18 protein-coding genes are annotated in these 19,700 nt (G+C 59.8%); 8 read left to right on the forward strand and 10 right to left on the reverse strand.

The window, feature by feature from the left end; translation table 11 throughout:
- Positions 1–120 precede the first annotated feature (120 nt).
- Entirely contained in the window at positions 121–831 is a 711-nt protein-coding gene (locus FHX08_RS02730) for a ParA family protein (protein WP_165911889.1), read from the forward strand.
- Between the two features lie 117 nt (positions 832–948).
- Here FHX08_RS02730 and FHX08_RS02735 read toward each other — a convergent pair whose 3' ends face one another.
- The gene (locus tag FHX08_RS02735) at positions 949–2,334 is read right to left on the reverse strand and encodes a L,D-transpeptidase (RefSeq protein WP_132653771.1); all 1,386 of its coding nucleotides are present in this window, start codon (positions 2,332–2,334) and stop codon (positions 949–951) included.
- A gap of 257 nt (positions 2,335–2,591) precedes the next feature.
- Here FHX08_RS02735 and FHX08_RS02740 point away from each other — a divergent pair, with 257 nt between their 5' ends.
- The 3 genes from FHX08_RS02740 (at position 2,592) to FHX08_RS02750 (ending at position 4,383) form a co-directional block, all read left to right on the forward strand.
- A complete protein-coding gene (locus tag FHX08_RS02740; protein WP_132653772.1) occupies positions 2,592–3,428 on the forward strand; it encodes a DUF4432 family protein in 837 nt (278 codons plus the stop codon).
- Between the two features lie 102 nt (positions 3,429–3,530).
- A complete protein-coding gene (locus FHX08_RS02745; RefSeq protein ID WP_132653773.1) occupies positions 3,531–3,869 on the forward strand; it encodes a TIGR01244 family sulfur transferase in 339 nt (112 codons plus the stop codon).
- Between the two features lie 169 nt (positions 3,870–4,038).
- Positions 4,039–4,383 carry a RidA family protein gene (locus FHX08_RS02750; protein WP_132654310.1) on the forward strand — a complete coding sequence of 115 codons (345 nt, stop codon included), beginning with the start codon at positions 4,039–4,041 and terminating at the stop codon, positions 4,381–4,383.
- A gap of 59 nt (positions 4,384–4,442) precedes the next feature.
- Here FHX08_RS02750 and FHX08_RS02755 read toward each other — a convergent pair whose 3' ends face one another.
- The 4 genes from FHX08_RS02755 to FHX08_RS02770 are packed head-to-tail and all read right to left on the reverse strand — an operon-like array spanning position 4,443 to position 9,263.
- Positions 4,443–6,101 carry a thiamine pyrophosphate-binding protein gene (locus FHX08_RS02755; RefSeq protein WP_132653774.1) on the reverse strand — a complete coding sequence of 553 codons (1,659 nt, stop codon included), beginning with the start codon at positions 6,099–6,101 and terminating at the stop codon, positions 4,443–4,445.
- Positions 6,102–6,114: 13 nt separating this feature from the next.
- Positions 6,115–7,314 (reverse strand): CaiB/BaiF CoA-transferase family protein, encoded by a 1,200-nt coding sequence (locus FHX08_RS02760; protein WP_132653775.1) that lies wholly within the window; start codon positions 7,312–7,314, stop codon positions 6,115–6,117.
- 46 nt (positions 7,315–7,360) lie between these two features.
- Positions 7,361–8,317, reverse strand: a complete 957-nt coding sequence (locus FHX08_RS02765) for a DMT family transporter (protein ID WP_132653776.1) — start codon at positions 8,315–8,317, stop codon at positions 7,361–7,363.
- 1 nt (position 8,318) lies between these two features.
- Entirely contained in the window at positions 8,319–9,263 is a 945-nt protein-coding gene (locus tag FHX08_RS02770) for an alpha/beta fold hydrolase (RefSeq protein WP_132653777.1), read from the reverse strand.
- Between the two features lie 157 nt (positions 9,264–9,420).
- Between FHX08_RS02770 and FHX08_RS02775 the strand changes: the two genes are divergently transcribed.
- The 4 genes from FHX08_RS02775 (at position 9,421) to metF (ending at position 14,003) form a co-directional block, all read left to right on the forward strand.
- Positions 9,421–10,158, forward strand: coding sequence for a ribonuclease T2 family protein (locus tag FHX08_RS02775; RefSeq protein ID WP_132653778.1), 738 nt, complete (start codon positions 9,421–9,423; stop codon positions 10,156–10,158).
- Between the two features lie 109 nt (positions 10,159–10,267).
- Positions 10,268–11,917, forward strand: coding sequence for an energy-dependent translational throttle protein EttA (gene ettA / locus FHX08_RS02780; RefSeq protein WP_132653779.1), 1,650 nt, complete (start codon positions 10,268–10,270; stop codon positions 11,915–11,917).
- Between the two features lie 157 nt (positions 11,918–12,074).
- Entirely contained in the window at positions 12,075–13,100 is a 1,026-nt protein-coding gene (locus tag FHX08_RS02785) for a metalloregulator ArsR/SmtB family transcription factor (protein WP_132653780.1), read from the forward strand.
- The gene (gene metF, locus FHX08_RS02790) at positions 13,101–14,003 is read left to right on the forward strand and encodes a methylenetetrahydrofolate reductase [NAD(P)H] (RefSeq protein WP_132653781.1); all 903 of its coding nucleotides are present in this window, start codon (positions 13,101–13,103) and stop codon (positions 14,001–14,003) included.
- A gap of 428 nt (positions 14,004–14,431) precedes the next feature.
- On the opposite strand, the gene FHX08_RS02795 is transcribed toward metF, so the two are convergent.
- From FHX08_RS02795 to FHX08_RS02815, 5 genes are all read right to left on the reverse strand, one after another.
- A complete protein-coding gene (locus FHX08_RS02795) occupies positions 14,432–15,337 on the reverse strand; it encodes a DMT family transporter (protein WP_132653782.1) in 906 nt (301 codons plus the stop codon).
- A 155-nt stretch (positions 15,338–15,492) separates the two neighbouring features.
- Positions 15,493–16,719 carry a lytic murein transglycosylase gene (locus tag FHX08_RS02800; protein ID WP_132653783.1) on the reverse strand — a complete coding sequence of 409 codons (1,227 nt, stop codon included), beginning with the start codon at positions 16,717–16,719 and terminating at the stop codon, positions 15,493–15,495.
- An 83-nt stretch (positions 16,720–16,802) separates the two neighbouring features.
- Complete coding sequence (locus tag FHX08_RS02805) at positions 16,803–17,600, reverse strand: GH25 family lysozyme (RefSeq protein ID WP_132653784.1); 798 nt, start codon at positions 17,598–17,600, stop codon at positions 16,803–16,805.
- Between the two features lie 126 nt (positions 17,601–17,726).
- Positions 17,727–18,380, reverse strand: a complete 654-nt coding sequence (locus FHX08_RS02810; protein ID WP_132654312.1) for a class I SAM-dependent methyltransferase — start codon at positions 18,378–18,380, stop codon at positions 17,727–17,729.
- A gap of 14 nt (positions 18,381–18,394) precedes the next feature.
- Positions 18,395–19,639 carry a DUF3419 family protein gene (locus tag FHX08_RS02815; RefSeq protein WP_132653785.1) on the reverse strand — a complete coding sequence of 415 codons (1,245 nt, stop codon included), beginning with the start codon at positions 19,637–19,639 and terminating at the stop codon, positions 18,395–18,397.
- Positions 19,640–19,700 lie beyond the last annotated feature (61 nt).

Consider the following 19,700-nt stretch of genomic DNA (forward strand, 5'->3'; position numbering starts at 1 on the left):
GTGCGTTTAACAATTTGTTAACCACGATTGGAAAGGATGGGTTAACCGCACAATGCTCCGACGGTGCGATTAACACGAGCGATGCCGGCTCGCGCGCCATTCTCCTTCGAGGATCCAGATATGCCAGTCATCACATTCGCAAATACCAAGGGCGGCGCCGGCAAGACCACAGCCGTATTGCTGCTTGCTACCGAGCTTGCCCGTCAGGGCTATCGGGTCACCATCCTCGACGCCGATCCGCAGCACTGGATCTCGCGCTGGCACGAAATCTCCGGTCATGTGGAAAATATCAGCGTCATCGATTTCGTAACGACGGCCTCACTACCGCAGCACATTAGCGAAAACAGGCAAAATACCGATTACTTCATCATCGATCTGCCGGGCGCGCGTAATCCGCTGCTGGCAACGGCCGTCGGACTCTCCGATCATGTGCTGATTCCGATCCAGGGCTGTGCCATGGATGCCCGCGGCGGTGCTCAGGTTCTCGAACTCCTGCAGTATCTGGAAGAGAAAGCCGGCATCAAGATCGGCCATTCGGTCGTCCTGACGCGTGTCAATTCCATGGTCACCACGCGCGCGCTGCAGATCGTCAAGGCGTTGCTCAACGAGCGCCACGTGCCGGTTCTCGATACGGCTATTATCGAACGGTCGGCCTTCCGCGACATTTTCGATTGCGGCGGCACGCTGCATACGATGGATCCGATGCGCGTCAGCAACCTGGACAAGGCCCGTGAAAATGCCCTCCGTTTCGCAGAGGAAATCATGCTCAAGGTCCCGGGCCGGCTTCCGGTCGCCGTTCGGCTGGCAAACGCGATACGGAGCGCTGCCTGATCGCAACATCTTAATGAAGAAATTGATGCCTCGGCTTGCGCCGGGGCATTTTTCTATGAAGCCAGCGCTGAGAAGCAGGTGAACAACCCGGCGGAGGCGCCGAGCCAATAGACATCCTCAATCGACGAATTCGACCGTCACGCCCGGCTTGACCATCTTCGCAAGTTCCGTCGCGTCCCAGTTCGTCAGGCGGATGCAGCCGTGGCTCTGCGTGCGACCGATCCTCGACGGGTCGGGCGTGCCGTGGATGCCGTAGGTGGGTTTTGAAAGAGCCATCCAGACGGTGCCAACCGGGCCGTTCGGGCCGGGCGGAATGTCAAGGATCTTGTCGTTGGCGCCCTGCTGGAAATTGATCTTCGGATTATAGGTGTAGCCCGGATTGAAGGCGACGCGCTCGACCGTCACCGTGCCCGACGGCGAAGGCGTGTCGGTGGAGCCGATCGAGGCGGGGTAGGCGGCGACGAGGTTGCCGGCATCGTCATAAGCGAAAACCTGCTTGCGGGCCTTGTCCGCGAGGATTTTCGCGACGGTGCCGGTCTTGTTCTGGCCGGGATTGACGACCTTGATCACGGTACCCGGAATGGTGAAATCTGCGCCGGGGTTCATTTCCTTCAGGAAATTCTCATCCATGTGGAAACGTTCGGCTAAGGCTTCGGTCACCGATGTATAGGCGAGGGAGGGCAGCAGCGCCTTCTGCGAGTAGTCTTCCGGGATCTGCGCGACATAGGGGCCGGCCGCATCCGCATCCGTAATCGTATAATTGACGACCGGCAGCCCGCCATTCATGCGCAGTTCTTCAAGGATCGCGTCCGTATTGTTCGGGTCGAGCTTGGTACCGGTCATCTGCTCGTAGGCGTAGATCGCCTTGGTGACGTTGGAGCCCATATGGCCGTCGATGACGCCGGGCGAAACGCCTGCGCGATCCAGAAACACCTGAAGGGCCACGATCTCCGGCTTGGATTTGTCCTTGAGCGTGATGACGGGTTCCTGCGGTGCCGGGCGGGGCTCGTCGGCCGGCGGAAACTGTTGGTCGGGCTCGACCGCTGCGTAATCATCCTGAACCTGCGGATCGCCTGGATAGGGCTGATCCTCGAGCGGCTGGCGCTCGATAGCAATGTCACGCGGGATGGCGCCCGTTACCGGGCCGCGCTCGGAATAGCGCGTATCGCCATAGGGGTTCTGGTCGCGGGAATAGGGATCGTTGTAGGCGTCGTTATAGACTTCGCGGTTCGTACGCGGCGAATAGTAGCCACGGGCGCGCATTTCGGTCGCGACGACGTTTCCGTAACGATCGATCAGCACGCGGTTGCCGCTATAGTCACGGGCATAGACGAAGCCGCGGCCCGGCGGGACATAATCAAGGATTTCGCCGCTCGGGGTCACCAGCACGATATCGCTTCTGTTGCGGCCATATTGCTGCGCATCGGCCTGCTGCGGTGTGAAGGCAGCGAGCGCCAAAAGCATGGCCGAAAGGGAAAAGGCCGATTTCATAAAGCGATTCACGACTCACACCTCGATCAGTGGCTCGGCAGACACACACCTGCTAATTTTGACGCTAGTGTGGAATTTCTTAAGCCATGCTGAACAAAAGATAAAAACGCTGGCATTTTGCCTTTAGTCGTAAACGCTTGCGCCAAGGTGACGTTCCCGTGAAGTCGCGGGTTGCGGTCGTACATGCCGCCATTCCTGTCCTCTGATTGACGAGGGTGGCGAGGCGTCCTAACCCTACGGCAACCGAGATTCCGGGGGAGGATAATCCGATGATTGAATTTGCCGCCACGCGCGGGCCGCGCCTGATGCTGGACGAAACATCGGTGCTGGATATAGGCGGCTGCATCGTCGAGGGCGTCGATATCGCGCCCAAGCGCGCCATTCCTGACGATGGCGATCCGCGAATCGATCATTCGCTGGAGGGCTTTCTCTTTACCTGCGGCCCGGATCATATCCGCCATCGTCAGCCAATTCCCGGCACGGACGGCAAGATCTATCCGCTGCACGGTTCGGCCTCCGGCCATGCGGCCAAGATCCTCTGGACGACCTTCGAGAACGGCAACGCCGAATGCCGCGCCGATATCGATATCACCACCGTCGAAGGTCTGCCGCAGCGTATCGAGCGGCTTTGGCGGATCGAAGGGGCCACCGGTGAAGTTTCGCTGGACGATCGCATCGTCAATACGAGCAACAAGACCGTGCCGATCTTCCTGATGTACCATATGAATACCGGCGGCAGATGGCTGGACGCGGGAACGCGGCTTGAAGGCCGGATGCTGGAAGGCGGCGGTTTTCCCTGGACTTTCGGCGAGGAGCCGGGCGGCATTTTCTGCGTCGAGTCTCCTGCTACTGAGGATGGTTTTGCAGAGGTCCGGCTCGGGCCGGTGGCAGCCATCAATGGCAAGACGCTGAGGGTGCGCTTCCGCGCCAATACACTGCCGTATCTGCAGATCTGGCGAAACCAGAAGGCGCCGGCCCACATCATCGGCATCGAGCCCGTATCGCACCGCTGGGTATTGCGCGATGAATTGGAAGCGGCCGGCGAATTCAACTGGCTGAAGCCGGGTGAAAGCCGCAGCTACGGCCTGCGTTTCGCGTTCGTTTAAGCTTTGCCTGGTCTATTCCGGAGCGATCGGGCGAAGACGTGTTGACGCTAGTCAGGGCGCGTCGTAGACCTTCAGCCCACCATTTTCGAGGAGATTGAGACGATGGATATCCGCCAGATCGACGATGAATACTCCGTTTCCGGCCAGATCACGGTTGACGAGCTCGACCAGATCAAGGCACTCGGCTTCAAGTCCATCGTCTGCCATCGTCCGGATGGCGAAAGCCCGGACCAGACGCCCTTTGCCGTGATCGAAGCTCGTGCCAAGGAGCTTGGCCTCCAGATCAGCCATGTGCCTGTCGGCCCTATGGGCGTGACCGAAGAAGCCGTGCAGGGCATGGTCGACGCGCTCGATGAATTCGATCGCCCGATGCTCGGCTATTGCCGCTCCGGCGCACGGTCGACGGCGATCTATCAGAAGACGCACCACATCCGCGCCTGATCCGGCTTGGCCCGGACATAATCAAACGTCGGCCGCGGTGGGAAGAAAACGGAATCACCTCCGCCGCTTCAGCTTTTCTGTTCAAGCATCGGATTACCCGAAAACCGCTCCATAATTTCGGTCCGATGCTCTCAAGCGGCGTCTTTCATTTGATCAACAGGAGAACATGATGAGCATCAAGCGTATCGACATAGGCGCCCGCATGAGCGGTGCCGTTATTCACGGCAACACCGTCTATCTCGCAGGTCAGGTCGGTGAAGGCGAAAGTGTTACCGATCAGTGCAAGTCGGCACTCGGCGAAGTTGACCGTCTGTTGGCTGCTGTCGGCAGCAACAAGTCGAAGATCTTGCAGACGATCATCTATCTCTCCGACATCGCTTACTTCGCAGAGATGAACGCCGTCTGGGAAGGCTGGATTGATCCGGCAAACCCGCCGGCCCGTGCCACGAGCGAAGCCAAGCTCGCCGCGCCGAAGTACAAGGTTGAGTTCATCGTTACGGCTGCTCTCGACTAACAGCACCCTGTAGCGAAAAATCGAAGCCGGTGAGTGGTGAATTGGACTAGTTCACGTACTCACCGGCTTTTTGTTTGTGCGATTTCCGAGAGCGTCCGGGTCGGTGTGATCGCTTCCGGATCGAGCTTGATTTCGATGATCGCCGGCTTGCCGCTGTCGCGCGCCCGTTCGAAGGCGGATGGGAATTCCTCGGTCTTTTGCACCGTCTCGCCGTGGCCGCCATAGGCGCGTGCAAGGGCAGCAAAATCCGGATTGGTGAGGTCGGTTGCGCTGACGCGGCCAGGATATTCACGCTCCTGATGCATGCGTATCGTGCCGTAGATGCCGTTATTGACGACAATGGTAATGATCGGCAGGGTGTAGCGCACGGCAGTGGCAAACTCCTGCCCATGCATCATGAAGCAGCCGTCGCCGGCAAAGCAGATGACCTCCCTGTCGGGAAAGAGCCGCTTGGCGGCGACTGCGGCCGGCAGGCCATAGCCCATGGAGCCTGAGGTTGGGGCCGCCTGTGTATTGAAGCGGCGGAAGCGGTGGAAGCGGTGCACCCAGGTGGCATAATTCCCGGCGCCATTGGTGAAGATCGTGTCCGGCTTGGTGTTGGCCTCCAGCCATTCCATGATCGGTCCCATCAGCACCGCGCCCGGTCCTGTGGCCGGCGGCTTCGACCAGGCGAGATAGGCCTGGTGCATGCGCTCGGTACGTTCGGCACAGCGCGGTTCGGCCGGCGCTTCGAGATCGGCGAGTGCCCTGACGAAATCGGCGGGGCTGGCGCAGATGGCGAGGTCAGGACGATAAACGCGACCGAGTTCGGACGGATCCGGATGGATATGGACGAGGGACTGTGCCGGGTAGGGGATGTCGAGCAGCGTATAGCCCGAGGAGGGCATTTCCGACATGCGGCTGCCGAGCAGGATCAGCAGGTCGGCTTCCTTGATCTCTTTCGCCAGCGCCGGATTGATGCTGATGCCGACGTCGCCGGCGTAACAGGGATGCAAGTGATCGAATAGCATCTGGCGGCGGAAGGAGCAGCCGACAGGCAGGCTGAAACGTTCTGCGAAGGTCTGGAAATCGGCGACCGCATCAGCATCCCAGCGGGTGCCACCGAGGATGAGCATTGGCCGCTCGGCCTTCAGAAGGCGCAGGTAGAGATCGTCGATCTGGCTGCGGCCAGGATGGGCCTCGACTTGGGTGTAACGTTTCGCCTTGGGGGCTTCGACCTCGTCGCGCAGCATGTCTTCGGGTGATGTCAGCACGACTGGGCCGGGGCGGCCGGATGTGGCAATCGCAAAGGCGCGGGTCACAAATTCCGGAATGCGGGCGGCGTCATCAATTTCGCCGACCCATTTGGCGAATTCGGTGAAGGCGCGGCGGAACTCGACTTCCTGGAAGGCTTCGCGCTCGCGTGCCTCGCGCTGCACCTGGCCGATGAAGAGGATCATCGGGATCGAATCCTGCCTGGCAATGTGCAGGCCGGCGGAGGCGTTGGTGGCGCCGGGGCCGCGGGTGACCATACAGATCCCGGGTTCGCCGGTCAGCCGGCCCCAGCAATCGGCGATCATGGCAGCACCACCTTCCTGACGACAGACGATTACATCGATATCGCTGTCATGCAGGGCGTCGAGCACCGCGAGAAAGCTCTCTCCCGGTACGCAGGAAAGACGCTTGACTCCGTTCGCCTTGAGCGCCTCGACGATCAATTGTCCTCCCGTCCTCTTCATAGCCCCATCCCTTTCATGGCGATGTCTTCCTCTCCCATTGCTCAAGTTCGGCCAGAACTTCGGCATTGTGTTCGCCGAGGCGCGGGCTCGGCCGTTCGTAGCGCAGCGGCGTCTTGGACAGCATGACCGGGGTGCGCACACCGGGGATCATCGTGCCGGCTGCATCCGGAAGATCGACGCGCAAGCCGCGTGCGACGATTTGCGGATCGGCAAACATTTCCTCGATCGTATTGATGGCGCCTGCCGGCACGGCATTGTCCTCGCAGGCCTTCAAGAGATCGGCCTTCTGCCATTTCAGCGTTTCGGTCGAGACGAGACGGCGCACTGCATCTCTGTTGGCGACGCGGGCCTTGTTGGTCGCAAAGTTCTCGTCATCACCGATGACGAGGCCGAGGATCGCGCAGAGGCGGCGGAATTGGCCGTCATTGCCGATGGCAAGGATGAGATAACCGTCAGCCGTCGGCACGACCTCATAGGGAGAGATATTCGGATGGGCATTGCCGAGTCGAACGGGCGCGCGGCCGGAAACGAGGTAATTCATGTTCTGGTTGGCGAGTACGGCAGATTGCACATCGAGCAGCGCCATGTCGATCAACTGACCTTCGCCGGTCTTCAGTGCGTGGATGAGGGCGGCTTCGATGGCCGATACAGCGTAGATGCCGGTGAAGATATCGGCAATCGCCACGCCTGCCTTCATCGGCTGGCCATTCGGCTCGCCTGTGATCGACATGAAACCCGACATGCCTTGGACGATATAATCGTAACCGGCAAGGTTCGCGTAAGGGCCGGTCTGGCCGAAGCCGGTAATGGAGCAATAGACGAGGCGCGGATTGACGGCCCTCAGGCTCTCATAATCGAGCCCATATTTCACGAGGCCTCCGAGCTTGAAGTTCTCGATCAGCACATCGGCTGTGGCGGCAAGGCGACGCACCAGCGACTGGCCTTCATCGCTTTTCAGGTCTGCGGTGATTGAGCGCTTCCCGCGATTGGCGGAGTGGTAATAGGCGGCCGAGAGGTTTTCTCCGTCAGCGCCTTCCACGAACGGTGGTCCCCAGTGCCTCGTGTCGTCGCCACCATCAGGATTTTCCACCTTGATGACATCGGCGCCGAGATCGGCCAGCATCTGCCCCGCCCAGGGGCCGGCTAGGACGCGCGCAAGCTCGATGACCCTGATGCCCGCAAGCGGCGGCTTCTTCTGCAGGTCTTGCGTCATATTCCTCCCAAGTCCCTCCCAAACTCCTCCTGCGGGCGGCGGATTTTCAGGGTGCCCGCGTTACTTCAGATGTATCGGATACAGGTTTGGAAGCAAAGCGTTGCTCGCGCCAGATGATGTAGAGGCCGGACGCGATGACGATGAGGATGCCAAGCCATTTCAGCGCATCCGGAAAGTCGCTGAAGACCAGCCAGGCGAAGACCGTGGCCGAGACGATTTCCAGATATTGCAGTGGAGCAAGCGTCGAGGCCGGGGCGGCGCGATAGGCGTAGGCCGCGAGAATGCCGGTGATTGCGGCGGCAATACCGGTGCCGAGCAGATAACCGAAGGCGGAGAGATCGGGCATGGCCGTACCGATAATGTCGGAGCCGCTGCCATAGCCGACGTACAGGATGACCGCGCAGAAGAAGATACCCCAGAGGCCGGTTTGGAACTGCATGGCCCAGGGATCTTCCCGATGCGATAGCACGCGTGTCATCAGCGCGAAGACGGCGATGCAGAAGGCGCTGACGACGGGCAAAAGAGCGACGTAGCCGACCTGTTCGAAGCTCGGCTGAATGATTAGCATGGCGCCTAGGAAGCCGACGGCACAGGCGGCGTAGCGGCGCCAGCCGATCGTTTCCTTCAGGAAGATGCTGCCGAGGATCGTCAGGATGATCGGCTCGACGAAGAAGATGGCGATAGCATCGGCAACGGCCATGACCTTCAGCGTGGTGACGAAGCAGATCATCGAGATGGTAACCATCGCGCCACGGACGGCGTGATACCAGCTCTGCTTGAGCGAAAACTGGATCTTTGCGCCGCGCAGGAAGATGAAAGGCAGCATGGTGAGCGCCTGGATCACGAAGCGGAAGCCGGCCACTTCGGTGGAGGAGATTGTTGCCGTCGCAAGCTTCGAGAAGATGTCGATCAGCGGCGAGATCAGCACCGAGAGCAGCATGAAGAGCAGGCCGAACGTCACCTCGGCAGCAGCGGGATGGCGTGTGGAACTCATGCTCGTCATCTCAGGTCCTTTCGCTAGGGACCGTGCGGAGGGCCTCGTCGCACCAGCCGGCGAAATCCGAGATTGCCGATTGCGCGCCGATCTCGTTCAGGGTTTCGTGCCGCATGTCCTGATATATCTCCGTGCTGATACGAGAGAAGCCCCGGCTTTTCAAATGCTTTGACAGCCAGAGAATGGCTTTTCCCTTAGATGTTGCCGGATCCTTGCCGCCGCCGACCAGGTGGATCGGCAGCTCTTTCGGCAGCTTTTCAAGCTGTTCCTTCTCGATGCCGCGGAAGGTGAGGGCAAAGACGTCGAGCCAGAGCGACACGGACGCATCAAAGCCGCAGAGCGGATCGGCAATATAGGCATCGACCTCGGCTGGATTGCACGACAGCCAATCGAATTCCGTGCGGTGATCGGAAATGGATTTGCCCCAGGCGGAAAATGTCAGCCTTGGCAGCATGTCGCTCGGCACATCCGAGCCCTTCAGCATGCGCTCTCCAAGCAGGATCGCCTGTGCGAGGCGACCGGAAAGACCAACCGCGAAATTCGAATTCCAGACGGCAAGCGCTGCGAAGCGGCCGGGAAGATCGGCCGCGGCATTCAGCGCGATCAGGCCGCCCATGGAATGGCCAAGGAGGATGACCGGAAGGCCGGGATGGCGGGACGTGACAAAGTCGTGTACCGCGGCGATATCGCTGACGACGTGCTCGATGCCATCCCGTCTCGCGAAGCGGCCGAGTGGCGCGTCGGCTGCGGTCGTCTCGCCATGGCCGCGATGATCATGCGCATAGACGTGACAGCCTCTTGCGGCCATGGCTTCGGCAAAGCGCCAGTAGCGACGGGAATGTTCGGCAAGCCCGTGCGAAATCATCAGGATAGCCCGCGCTAGTCCCTCCGCGGGCTGATGATGACAGGCAAGCGAAGCCCCGGCGTTTTCAAGCCGCAACGTCTCGGAAAACATGCATTCCTCCTCCGCCCAAAAAGACCAGATATCCAGGCAAATGCAACATTGTGGTTTCGCTCATGCATGAAAGCGTGTTTTTACCTACGATTCAGGGTTGCGTATTCTTCGGCTTCATGCTTGTTTGTTCCTGTAATGTTCTTTGTCGGGGCTATCAATGGGCAAGTTATTTCTCTCGGTTTCCATCCTGTTTCTCTCGCTGTCGTCAATCGGTTCCGTTTCCGCGCAGGAAAGCGGGCGCACACGCTTCATCCTTGCTGCAAGCTGGCAGCCGGCATTCTGCCAGACCAACCAGAAGAAGGCCGAATGCGCCACCCAGAGCGGTGACCGCTATGATGCCACCAATTTTTCCCTCCACGGCCTCTGGCCGATGCGCCAGGACTATTGCGGCGTACCTGATGATCAGAAGGCTGCCGATAAGGACAGCGACTGGAAGAGCCTGCCGGCCGTGACGCTCTCGGCCGAGACGAAGGCTGCGCTCGACAAGGCGATGCCGGGTACGCAATCGGGGCTCGAGCGGCATGAATGGATTAAGCACGGCACGTGCACGAAGATGAGTGCCGACGACTATTTCGCCACCGCCGTTCACCTGATCGACGATCTTAATGCTTCGGCAGTGCGCGATCTATTTGCCGCCAATGTCGGCAAGGTGCTGAAGGCCGACGCGATAAAGGCGGCCTTCGACAAAAGCTTTGGCGCCGGCGCCAGCGAGCGTGTGAAGATGAGCTGCCGCCGCGTCGGCAACAAGCGCGTGATCAGCGAGTTGACGATCGGGCTTTCGCAGGATGCCGTTTCAGCCTCTGCGAACGAGGAGGGGCTGGGCGGCCTGATCCAGGGAGCGGGACAGACTTCCTTCGGCTGCGACGAAGGCCTGGTGGACGCTGCCGGTTTCTGACGGGAAACATGCCGAAATCCTGACGAAACAGGGTTTCGGCGTTGCCCGCGGGCGTGGTTTCGCCTACATAGCGGCCACGATTTGAAGTTTCCGCCCGGAGCACCCCAGTATGGCACGTCAGTTCATCTACCACATGTCCGGCCTCAACAAGGCCTATGGCAACAAGAAGATCCTCGAGAACATCCATCTTTCCTTCTATCCCGATGCCAAGATCGGTATTCTGGGTCCGAACGGTGCGGGTAAGTCCACCGTGCTGCGCATCATCGCCGGCCGGGACAAGGAATATACGGGTGAAGCCTGGCTCGCCGAAGGCGCGACGGTCGGCTACCTCGAGCAGGAACCGCAGCTCGATCCGAACAAGACTGTGTTCGAAAACGTCATGGAAGGCGTCGCCTCCAAGACGGCGATCGTGGATCGCTATAACGAGCTGATGATGAACTATTCCGACGAGACGGCGGAAGAGGGCGCAAAGCTTCAGGACATCATCGACAGCCAGAACCTGTGGGATCTGGAAAGCCAGGTCGAAATGGCCATGGAAGCCCTGCGCTGCCCTCCGCGCGATGCCGATGTCACGACGCTGTCGGGTGGTGAGCGTCGCCGTGTCGCGCTTTGCCGTCTGCTGCTGTCGCAGCCGGATCTGCTGCTGCTTGACGAACCGACCAACCATCTGGACGCCGAAACCATCGCCTGGCTCGAAAAGCACCTGCGCGACTATCCGGGCGCCGTGATGATGATCACCCACGACCGCTACTTCCTGGATAACGTCACCGGCTGGATCCTGGAGCTCGACCGCGGCCGCGGCATTCCTTACGAAGGAAACTACTCGGCTTATCTGCAGGCGAAGGCCAAGCGCATGCTGCAGGAAAACCGCGAAGAAGCATCACGCCAGAAGGCGATCAGCCGCGAACAGGAATGGATCGCTTCGAGCCCGAAGGCTCGTCAGGCCAAGTCTAAGGCGCGTATCAAGTCCTACGAGCAGCTGGTAGAAGCCGCCGAAAAGCAGCGTCCCGGCGACGCTCAGATCATCATCCCGGTCAGCGAGCGTCTCGGCCAGGTGGTCATCGAGATGGAAGGCATCACCAAGGGCTTCGAAGGTCGCACGCTGATCAACGATCTGTCGATCAAGCTGCCGCCGGGCGGCATCGTTGGCATCATCGGCCCGAACGGCGCTGGCAAGACGACGCTGTTCAAGATGATCACCGGCCAGGAAAAGCCGGACGCCGGCTCGATCCGCATCGGCGAGACCGTGCATCTCGGCTATGTCGACCAGAGCCGTGATGCGCTGGACGGCAGCAAGACGGTCTGGGAGGAAATCTCCGGTGGTGCCGAAGTGATCAAACTCGGCAAGTTCGACATGAACTCGCGTGCTTATTGCGGCGCCTTCAACTTCAAGGGCGGTGATCAGCAGCAGAAGGTCGCCAATCTCTCGGGCGGGCAGCGCAACCGCGTGCACCTTGCCAAGATGCTGAAGGCCGGCGGCAACGTCCTGCTGCTCGACGAACCGACCAACGACCTCGATACCGAGACGCTGGGTGCGCTTGAAAGCGCGCTGGAGAATTTCGCCGGCTGCGCCATTATCATCAGCCATGATCGCATGTTCCTCGACCGTCTGGCCACCCACATCCTCGCCTTTGAAGGTGAGGGGCATGTCGAGTGGTTCGAAGGCAATTTCGAAGATTATGAACAGGACAAGATCCGCCGACTCGGTCCTGACGCACTGAACCCGGGCAGTCAGGCTCACAAGCGCCTGACGCGCTGATCGGCTTTTCATGCTTTTCGCAAGCCCCGGCTCGTCCGGGGCTTTTTGCTGCCTGCTGTCGTTTTCACCACAGGCAAGTTCGCAAAGTGTTGAAATGCCGCTTGCTTCAGCTACCCAAATCACATAAAGATATCTTTATATCTTGATTGGGTAGAGTATGAGCGAACCCTTAAGGCTTGGACTGGATGCGCTGGTGGACGTCTTGAAGGCGGCCGGCGAACCGACGCGCCTGCGGCTGCTGGCGCTGCTGGCGGCGGGCGATCTCACCGTCACCGATCTTACGGAAATTCTCGGTCAATCCCAACCCCGCATCTCCCGGCACCTGAAGCTGCTCGGCGAAGCGGAACTGATCGACCGCTATCAGGAAGGCGCTTGGGCCTATTTCCGGCTGGCGCATGAAGGCAAGGCTGCCGCTGTCGTGCGGGTTTTGTTGAAGCATGTCTCGGAAAACGACCCCGTGGTCCAGCGTGACGGCGAGCGTCTTGCCGCCGTCAAACGCCAACGCGCCGAACGAGCTCAGGCCTATTTCAGCCGCAACGCGGCCGAATGGGACGAGCTTCGTCGCCTGCACGCAGCAGACGAAGAGGTGGATGCTGCCATCATCAGGCTGCTCGGCGCCAACCCGATCGATTCCCTGCTTGACCTGGGCACCGGTACCGGCCGCATGCTGGAGCTTCTCTCCGGCCGTTATCGCCGGGCGATCGGTGTGGATGCCAGCCGTGACATGCTGAGCGTCGCGCGCGCCAATCTCGATAAGGCCCATATCACCACGGCTTCGGTGCGCCATGCCGATATCCTGAACCTGCCTTTCGAGGGACAGGATTTCGATCTGGTGACGATCCATCAGGTGCTGCATTTCTTCGATCAGCCTGAAATCGCCATTGCGGAGGCAGCGCGCATGCTGCGGCCGGGCGGGCGTCTCGTCATCATCGACCTCGCGCCGCACAGCCTCGAATATCTTCGCGACGAACATGCCCATGTCCGTCTCGGCTTCTCGCACCAGGCCATGTCTGACTGGGTGCGCAAGGCGGGGCTGGATGTCGAGCAGGTCGTCGATCTTCATCCGGGTCAGCAAGGCGAGAAGGGCCTCACGGTTACGATCTGGCTCGCGCGCGACCCGAAGCGCCTCATGGCCACGCTGGAGAGCGAAGGCGCCGTACCTACATTTGCCGGGAGAGAATAAATGAGCCAGACAAACGACGCTCGCCGCCGCGATATCAGGATCTCCTTCGAATTCTTCCCGCCGAAGTCCGAGGAGATGGAGGGGCAGCTCTGGAACACAGTCCGCGATCTGCAGGACTGGAATCCGGAATTCGTGTCCGTGACCTATGGTGCCGGCGGCACCACCAAGGCGCCGACGCTGTCCACGGTCACGCGTTTCCTGACCGATACGCCGCTTGCGACCGCCTCGCATCTCACCTGCGTCAGTGCCACGAAGGAGGAGACGCATCAGGTCGTCGACAGCTTCCGCAAGGCGGGTGTCACGCATTTCGTGGCTTTGAGAGGCGATGCCCCCGGCGGCGTTGGTGCGCCTTACCAGCCTCATCCTGGCGGTTATGCCAATGCGGCGGAACTGGTGGCCGGTCTCAAGCAGATCGGCGATTTCGAGATCTCCGTATCGGCCTATCCGGAAAAGCATCCGGAAAGTCGTGATCAGGCTGCCGATATCGACATGCTGAAGCAGAAGGCAGAGAACGGTGCCGACCGTGCGCTGACGCAGTTCTTCTTCGACAACGACAATTTTGAGCGCTATCTTGAGAAGGTGCGCGCCGCTGGTGTCAGAATTCCGATTGTGCCGGGCATCATGCCCGTCCAGAACCTGACGCAGCTGAAGCGCTTTGCCGGCGCCTGCGGCACGGTCATTCCCGCTTTCCTCGATGAGCGTTTCGCCGGATATGACGACAAGCCGGAAGAGCGCGCCAAGGTTGCCGCCGAGGTTGCCGCCGAGCAGATCGAGGATCTCATCCGCCGGGGCCTCCACGAGTTCCATCTCTATACGATGAACCGTGCGCCGCTGGTTTCGGCAGTTCTCGACAATCTCGGCCTCTCGCGCCAAGGCGCCAGACGGGCCGGCGCGGCTGCCTGAGTCGACACCGACTTCGAGAAAAGAAAAGCGCATGGCCGGGCGGGGCATGCGCTTTTCAGTGTTCGGGGTTATTCGTTATTCCGGAGTGTAGGTATCTCAGTTCTTGACACTTCGCATCGGCTCAAATGAAGAGCATGGACAAGACGAATGCGAACGCTGCACTGACCAACAGGACATTCAAGGATTGCGTAAGTCCCATGTCTGTCTCCTCGCGTTAACCGGCTAATAATATGTCGGAAATGTGTTCGTTGGGAAGTACTTCTTGTGCTGCGCCGCCGAAGAGGGCAGTGGATAAGTCTGGCGACCATTCTGTAAGCTTCTGAAATAAAATCGGAAAATAAATTTCACAGAATTTAACGATTCGTTACAGTCCGGTGGCCGCGATTCACGCTTTCGGCAGAAGGATGGCGCACCGCAGCATAATCATTTCAGGCTATCGCGCTGGAGCGGCGGTAGATGCGGCCATCCAATATGACGAGCCCCGCGCCGATCAGTGCCATACCGGCAATCTCGGCCACTTCCAGTGCCTCGCCCAGAAACAGGAAGCCGAGGAGGATCGCGCTCGGCGGCACGAGCAGGGTCACCAGCGAGGCATTGGTCGCACCGGCTGCGGCCATGATACGGAAATAGAGAATATAGCCGAAGGCGGTGGAAAGCAGAGCAATCGCCAGAATGGCCGCGATGGAATTGATCGACGGCGTGGCAAGCGCCCAGGGGTGATCGAGGACGAGTGATAGCGGCAGCGTGACGAGCGAGGATGCCGTCAATTGGCCGGCAGCAATGATGGGCGGCGCCACACCCTTGAAACGTTTGCCGTAGGTTGCTGCAAATCCATAGGAGACCGCGGCGATCACGGGCAGGACGAGCGCCCAGAGGGGCAGGTTCCTGCTATCGGTGATGCTCGGGCCGATGAGAACGACGGTGCCGAGAAGGCCAGTGAGGCAGCCGATGAGTTTCGCTGAGGAGAGTTTCTCGTCCGCTGTCAGGTAATTGGCGATCAGCACCGTCCAGATCGGCGTCGTGGCGTTGAGAATCGAGGCGAGGCCGGCGCCGATGCGCGTCTGGCCAAAGAAGATCAAGGCATGGGGCAGGGCGTTGTTGAGGATGCCGAGAACGAGGAATTCGCGCCAGCGGCTCTTCAGCAACGGGTAGATGCCGAAACGTCCACCGATATAGACATGAAGCGCAAGAGCCGCGATGGAAAGGCGCAGGAATACGAGGGTGAGCGGCGGCACCTCGGCAACAGCGACGCGGGCAAAGAAGAAGGAGCCGCCCCAGATCAGACCGAGGAGGACAAGCAGCCCCCAGGTCAACGCGCTCATTCTCTGTTCCATGCCGCTTTCTCCTGCCGTTGAGGAAAGTTTTATCCTATCGGCAGGGAGCCGCCACCCGATTTATGCAGCCGGGTGGCGGGAGAGCAATTGCCTATGTTTCTTCGACGGTTCCGTGCACAAACCCTTGTGCACTTTTGATGGAATGGTGCCGGGAATTAGAGTGCGTTCAGCAGGGCGGGAGTTGCCCAGCCGTCGGCCGGTATGCCAAGACGAAGCTGCTCCTTCTGGATCGCGACACGGGTGCCGGAGCCGAGGATGCCATCGATCTCGCCGACATCATGGCCGAGCGAATCGAGCTTGGTCTGCAGTTGCTTCATCTCTTCATTGGAAAGGCCCTGTTCAGGTGTGCCCTTCAGATAGGTCGGGGCGCCGGAAAGGCGGGTCGCGAAATAGGCGGCTGACGTCGTGTAGATGAACGACTTGTTCCATTCGAGATAGATCTTGAAATTCGGGTAGGCGATGAAGGCCGGTCCGAGCCGGCCCTGCGGCAACACGAGATCGCCTTGGAGATTGGCAAAGCCGGTATTGCCGTCGCGCGGCTTGACACCGAGGTTGAACCACTCGCCTGCGGTCATGGCGCCGCCGAGCCCGGATTTCTCCCAAGGCAGGTTATCCGGCACGGTGACTTCCTGCAGCCAGGGCTGGCCACGCTCGAAGCCGAGATGCTGGATGAATTTGGCGGCTGTCAGGATCGCATCCGGGCCGCTCTGCTTGAGGCGCACATGGCCGTCGCCATCGCCATCCATGCCGTAGGCGATGATATCGCGCGGCAGCATCTGAACCTGGCCGATTTCGCCGGCCCAGGCGCCAGTATTAGTCTGCGGATCGAGGTCGCCATGCTGCACCATTTCGATGAGGGCGATCAGCTGTGGGCGGAACAATTCCGGGCGGCGGCAGTCGTGGGAAAGCGTAACAAGCGCGTTGCGCGTGTTGAAATCGCCCTGCACGGCTCCGAAATCCGTTTCCATTGCCCAGAAGGCAGTGATGACGCCGGCGGGTACGCCGAATTCCTGTTCGGCGCGAGCGAAGACATCGGCATACTGCTTCATCTTCTGGCGGCCGATATCGAGGCGGGCTTGGCTGACGGTGCGCTGCGAGAATTCGAGGAAAGTCTGGCGGAAGACACCCTGGGCGCGGTCACGGCTGATGACCTTGGGATCGATCTGCGCACCGGCGAGTGCCTGTTCTGCTGCTTCGGCGCTCGCGCCGGCCGCAATGGCGTCCTTCTTGACGCCCTCAAGAAAGGCGGAGAGATCGCCTCCGCAGGGGGCTGTCGGGGCCGAAGCTGCCGCATCCGGGGCCTGTTGGGCGGCAGCACCTGTTGCAATGGCGCAGGCAAACAGAAAAGCAAGTGCAGAGCGGCCTTTAAGCGGGCGGTGCATGAAACAATCCTCGTAAAATCACATAGAATTTCGTTGCTTTCCCAAAGGAATGTGACGGAAGCAAGAAAGATCGGGGCACGTTACTAAGAATTTCTATCCTTGGAAACGTCAGCCACCCAGTTGTTCCAGTTTTTGGCCGAACCGGCGAAGACATTGATATCGGTCGGACCCTGAATGCCGGGGACCACGCCTGTCGATGTGTACTGCCAGAAGGCCCAGCGGCGGTCAGCATAGGTCACGTCGGGATGTTTGGCGGTGGAGCGGACCCAGAAATGGTAGTCCTGAAAGTAACCAGCGAGGTTGTCGCGGTGGAAATCGACTGACGTATAGATGATTGGCCGTTTGCCGTAATAGGCTTCCAGCCGATCCATGAAGCGCTTCATTTCGGAACGGACCGTTGCGGGATCGGGGCGGAAGTGACAGGTCTTCGATTCTGCATTCCATTCCACATCCAGCACCGGCGGAAGGCGCATGGATTCCCTGGGAACGTTGCGGATGAACCAGTCGGCCTGCTCGTCGGCGGAAGAGCAGAAATAATAGAAGTGATAGGGTGCATGCGGGATGCCTGATGCAGATGCCTCGCGCCAGTATTCGTCAAAGCGAGGATCGATCCTGTCCTTGCCTTCGGTCGCCTTGATGAAGGCAAAGGCGACGCCCGACTTGCGCACAGTCTGCCAGTCAATATCGCCCTGCCATTTGGAGATGTCGATACCGTGGATTGCATTTTGCTGCGGCTGCTTGGATCCGAAATCCTGCGGATCGGTATCCTTGAATCGGCTCTTCGGCTTTACGGAAGCGGTTTCGAGATAATCATAACCCGTGGAACTGCAACCGGCGAGCATCAGGGCAAGCGGCAGGACGCAATACAGAAGCCGACGCATGAACGTTCCGTCGTGAACCGAATGATGGATCTGCCCCACAGCCTGACCTTCGAAAACACGCGCCCAGCAGAGGGAATGACCCTCTTTTCTAATATCAACGTAAAAAAAACGTTATTTACAAGCGAATTATGAGCGCTTGCTGATAATCGCGGCCCGCCAAGCGTAACCGCCGCCGATCGTTTCGAACGACAATCTGGCATTGTTTTCAGTAGCTTGCGCTTCCAAAACCTCGCGCAGATTGGCGCGGGGCGTGACGTGGAATTTGGCAAGCCAGGCGTGCAGCAGGCTGCCGAACCAAGCCGGCAGGCCTTCCTGCTGGCCGAAATCGATGATGTGGAGCTGGCCGCCGGGATTGAGTGCGGCGATGGATGCATCCACCGCACGTTCCCAATCCGGGATCATTGACAGTGCATAGGAAATGAGGATGCGGTCAAAGCCGGTGGTGCCGAATTCGCGCGGCGTGTAGGAAGTGGCGTCCGCCACGCGAAAGTCCGGGATCGTCGCCTTTGTGGCAAAAGTCTTGCGAGCGGAAATCAGCATTTCCTGGGAAATGTCGAGGCCGTAGAGCCTGGCGGTCGGGAAGTGCTTGTGCGCGAGCGCCATGTTGCGGCCGGTGCCGCAACCGACTTCAAGCAGCGTGCCGCCCTGGGGAACGTCGAGGTTGCGGATCGTGCGATCCCGGCCGAGAAGATAGTATTTGCGGGTCAGATCGTAGAAATGGCGTTGGTAGCGGTACATGCCATCCATCAGGTCGGCATGTTCCTCGCTCTTGACGGTCATCTCGCTGGCTTCGCTCACGCTTTCTTCCCGTAAATGTGGAAGCCGCCGTAAATCGCCGAGCGGTCCTGGGTGGTCATTTCACGCGACTGGTCTTCGAAATAGTGCCACTGGTCGCGAATTTCAGGCGCGAGGCGACCTTCGATGATGCTCTTTTCGGCTGCCGTGCGGAAGATAACGCGGGCGCCTTCGCGGGCCGTGCGGGTGATCTCGCGCCAGACATCGTTGAGCTGCTGGTCGGTCATCCAGTCCTGTGCGTCGAGCAGGATGTAACGGTCGCGCGAGGCGGCAGGCTCGCCGGCCAGAAGCTCAGTGAAGCTTGCATGATGGACATTGACGCGGTCGACATTGGCGCGGATCACTTCGTAGTGCTCCGGCTTCAGATAGGTCGGCAGCGGGCCTTCCTCACCATCCGCATAGCGGCGTGCGAAAGCCTGCCAGGCGAAGTAATTGTCGCGCATCGGGAAATGACAGGCGAGTTTTTCCAGACGGTGCTTCAGAACCGGCGCGATGGAATTGTCGGCGGCAAGACTTGCCAGCTCGTCATATTGCTGCGGCGGGATGCCGAGGCCGAAGAGCGAGCTCTTGCGGTTGGTGATCCAGCGAACAACCGGCTTTTCGAAGAGAGGAGCGATCTGGTCGTCGAAGAACTGCCGCTGCTCCCGGATCGACCGGGTCTTGGTCATTTCCTGCAGCTTCACGCCGTGCAGGCGGGCGAGCAGGTGAGCAGCACCGATGAACCGGCCGAGCAGGCCGGTTTCATAGATGTTACGGTTGAAGACGGTGACGCGACGGCGGCCGAACTTGCGGGTGTTCCAGTAAGCGCGGGTGGTCTCATCGAGATTGGACGACAGAAGGCTGTCGAAAAGCCTGCTGTTCGACTTCTCGTTCGGCATTGCCAGGAAGCGCACGAGATCGGAATGGCTTGGCAAGTTCTTGAAGGCGGCAAGCTTCAACTTGTTCAACGCAATGTGGTGCGGATTGAGGTCGACCACGTCGATCGAAGCTGGCGCCTTGGAAAGGTAGGCGAGCATATTGCAGCCGCCGGAGCCGATCGTGACGATACGGTGATTGGGCTTCAGCTCCATCGCCTGCATATCGAGATCCGGATCTTCCCAGATCTGCGGATAGACGAGGCCGGAAAAGAGAAGCCCGAAGAGGCGCTCGGAGAAGCCTTCCTTGGAAAAAGCCTTGTGGCGGAGAAGCGCTGCCTTGAGTTTCCGGTTCTTGCGGAAGCCGGTATCCGGTGCAAATTCCGACATGAGTCTGTCACCTTTTTAGCGTTCAGGGCGTGTAACGCGCCTCTGCTACAGTTTGATGACG

Source organism: Rhizobium sp. BK529 (assembly GCF_014194105.1).
In the GTDB taxonomy this organism is placed as follows: Bacteria; Pseudomonadota; Alphaproteobacteria; order Rhizobiales; family Rhizobiaceae; genus Rhizobium.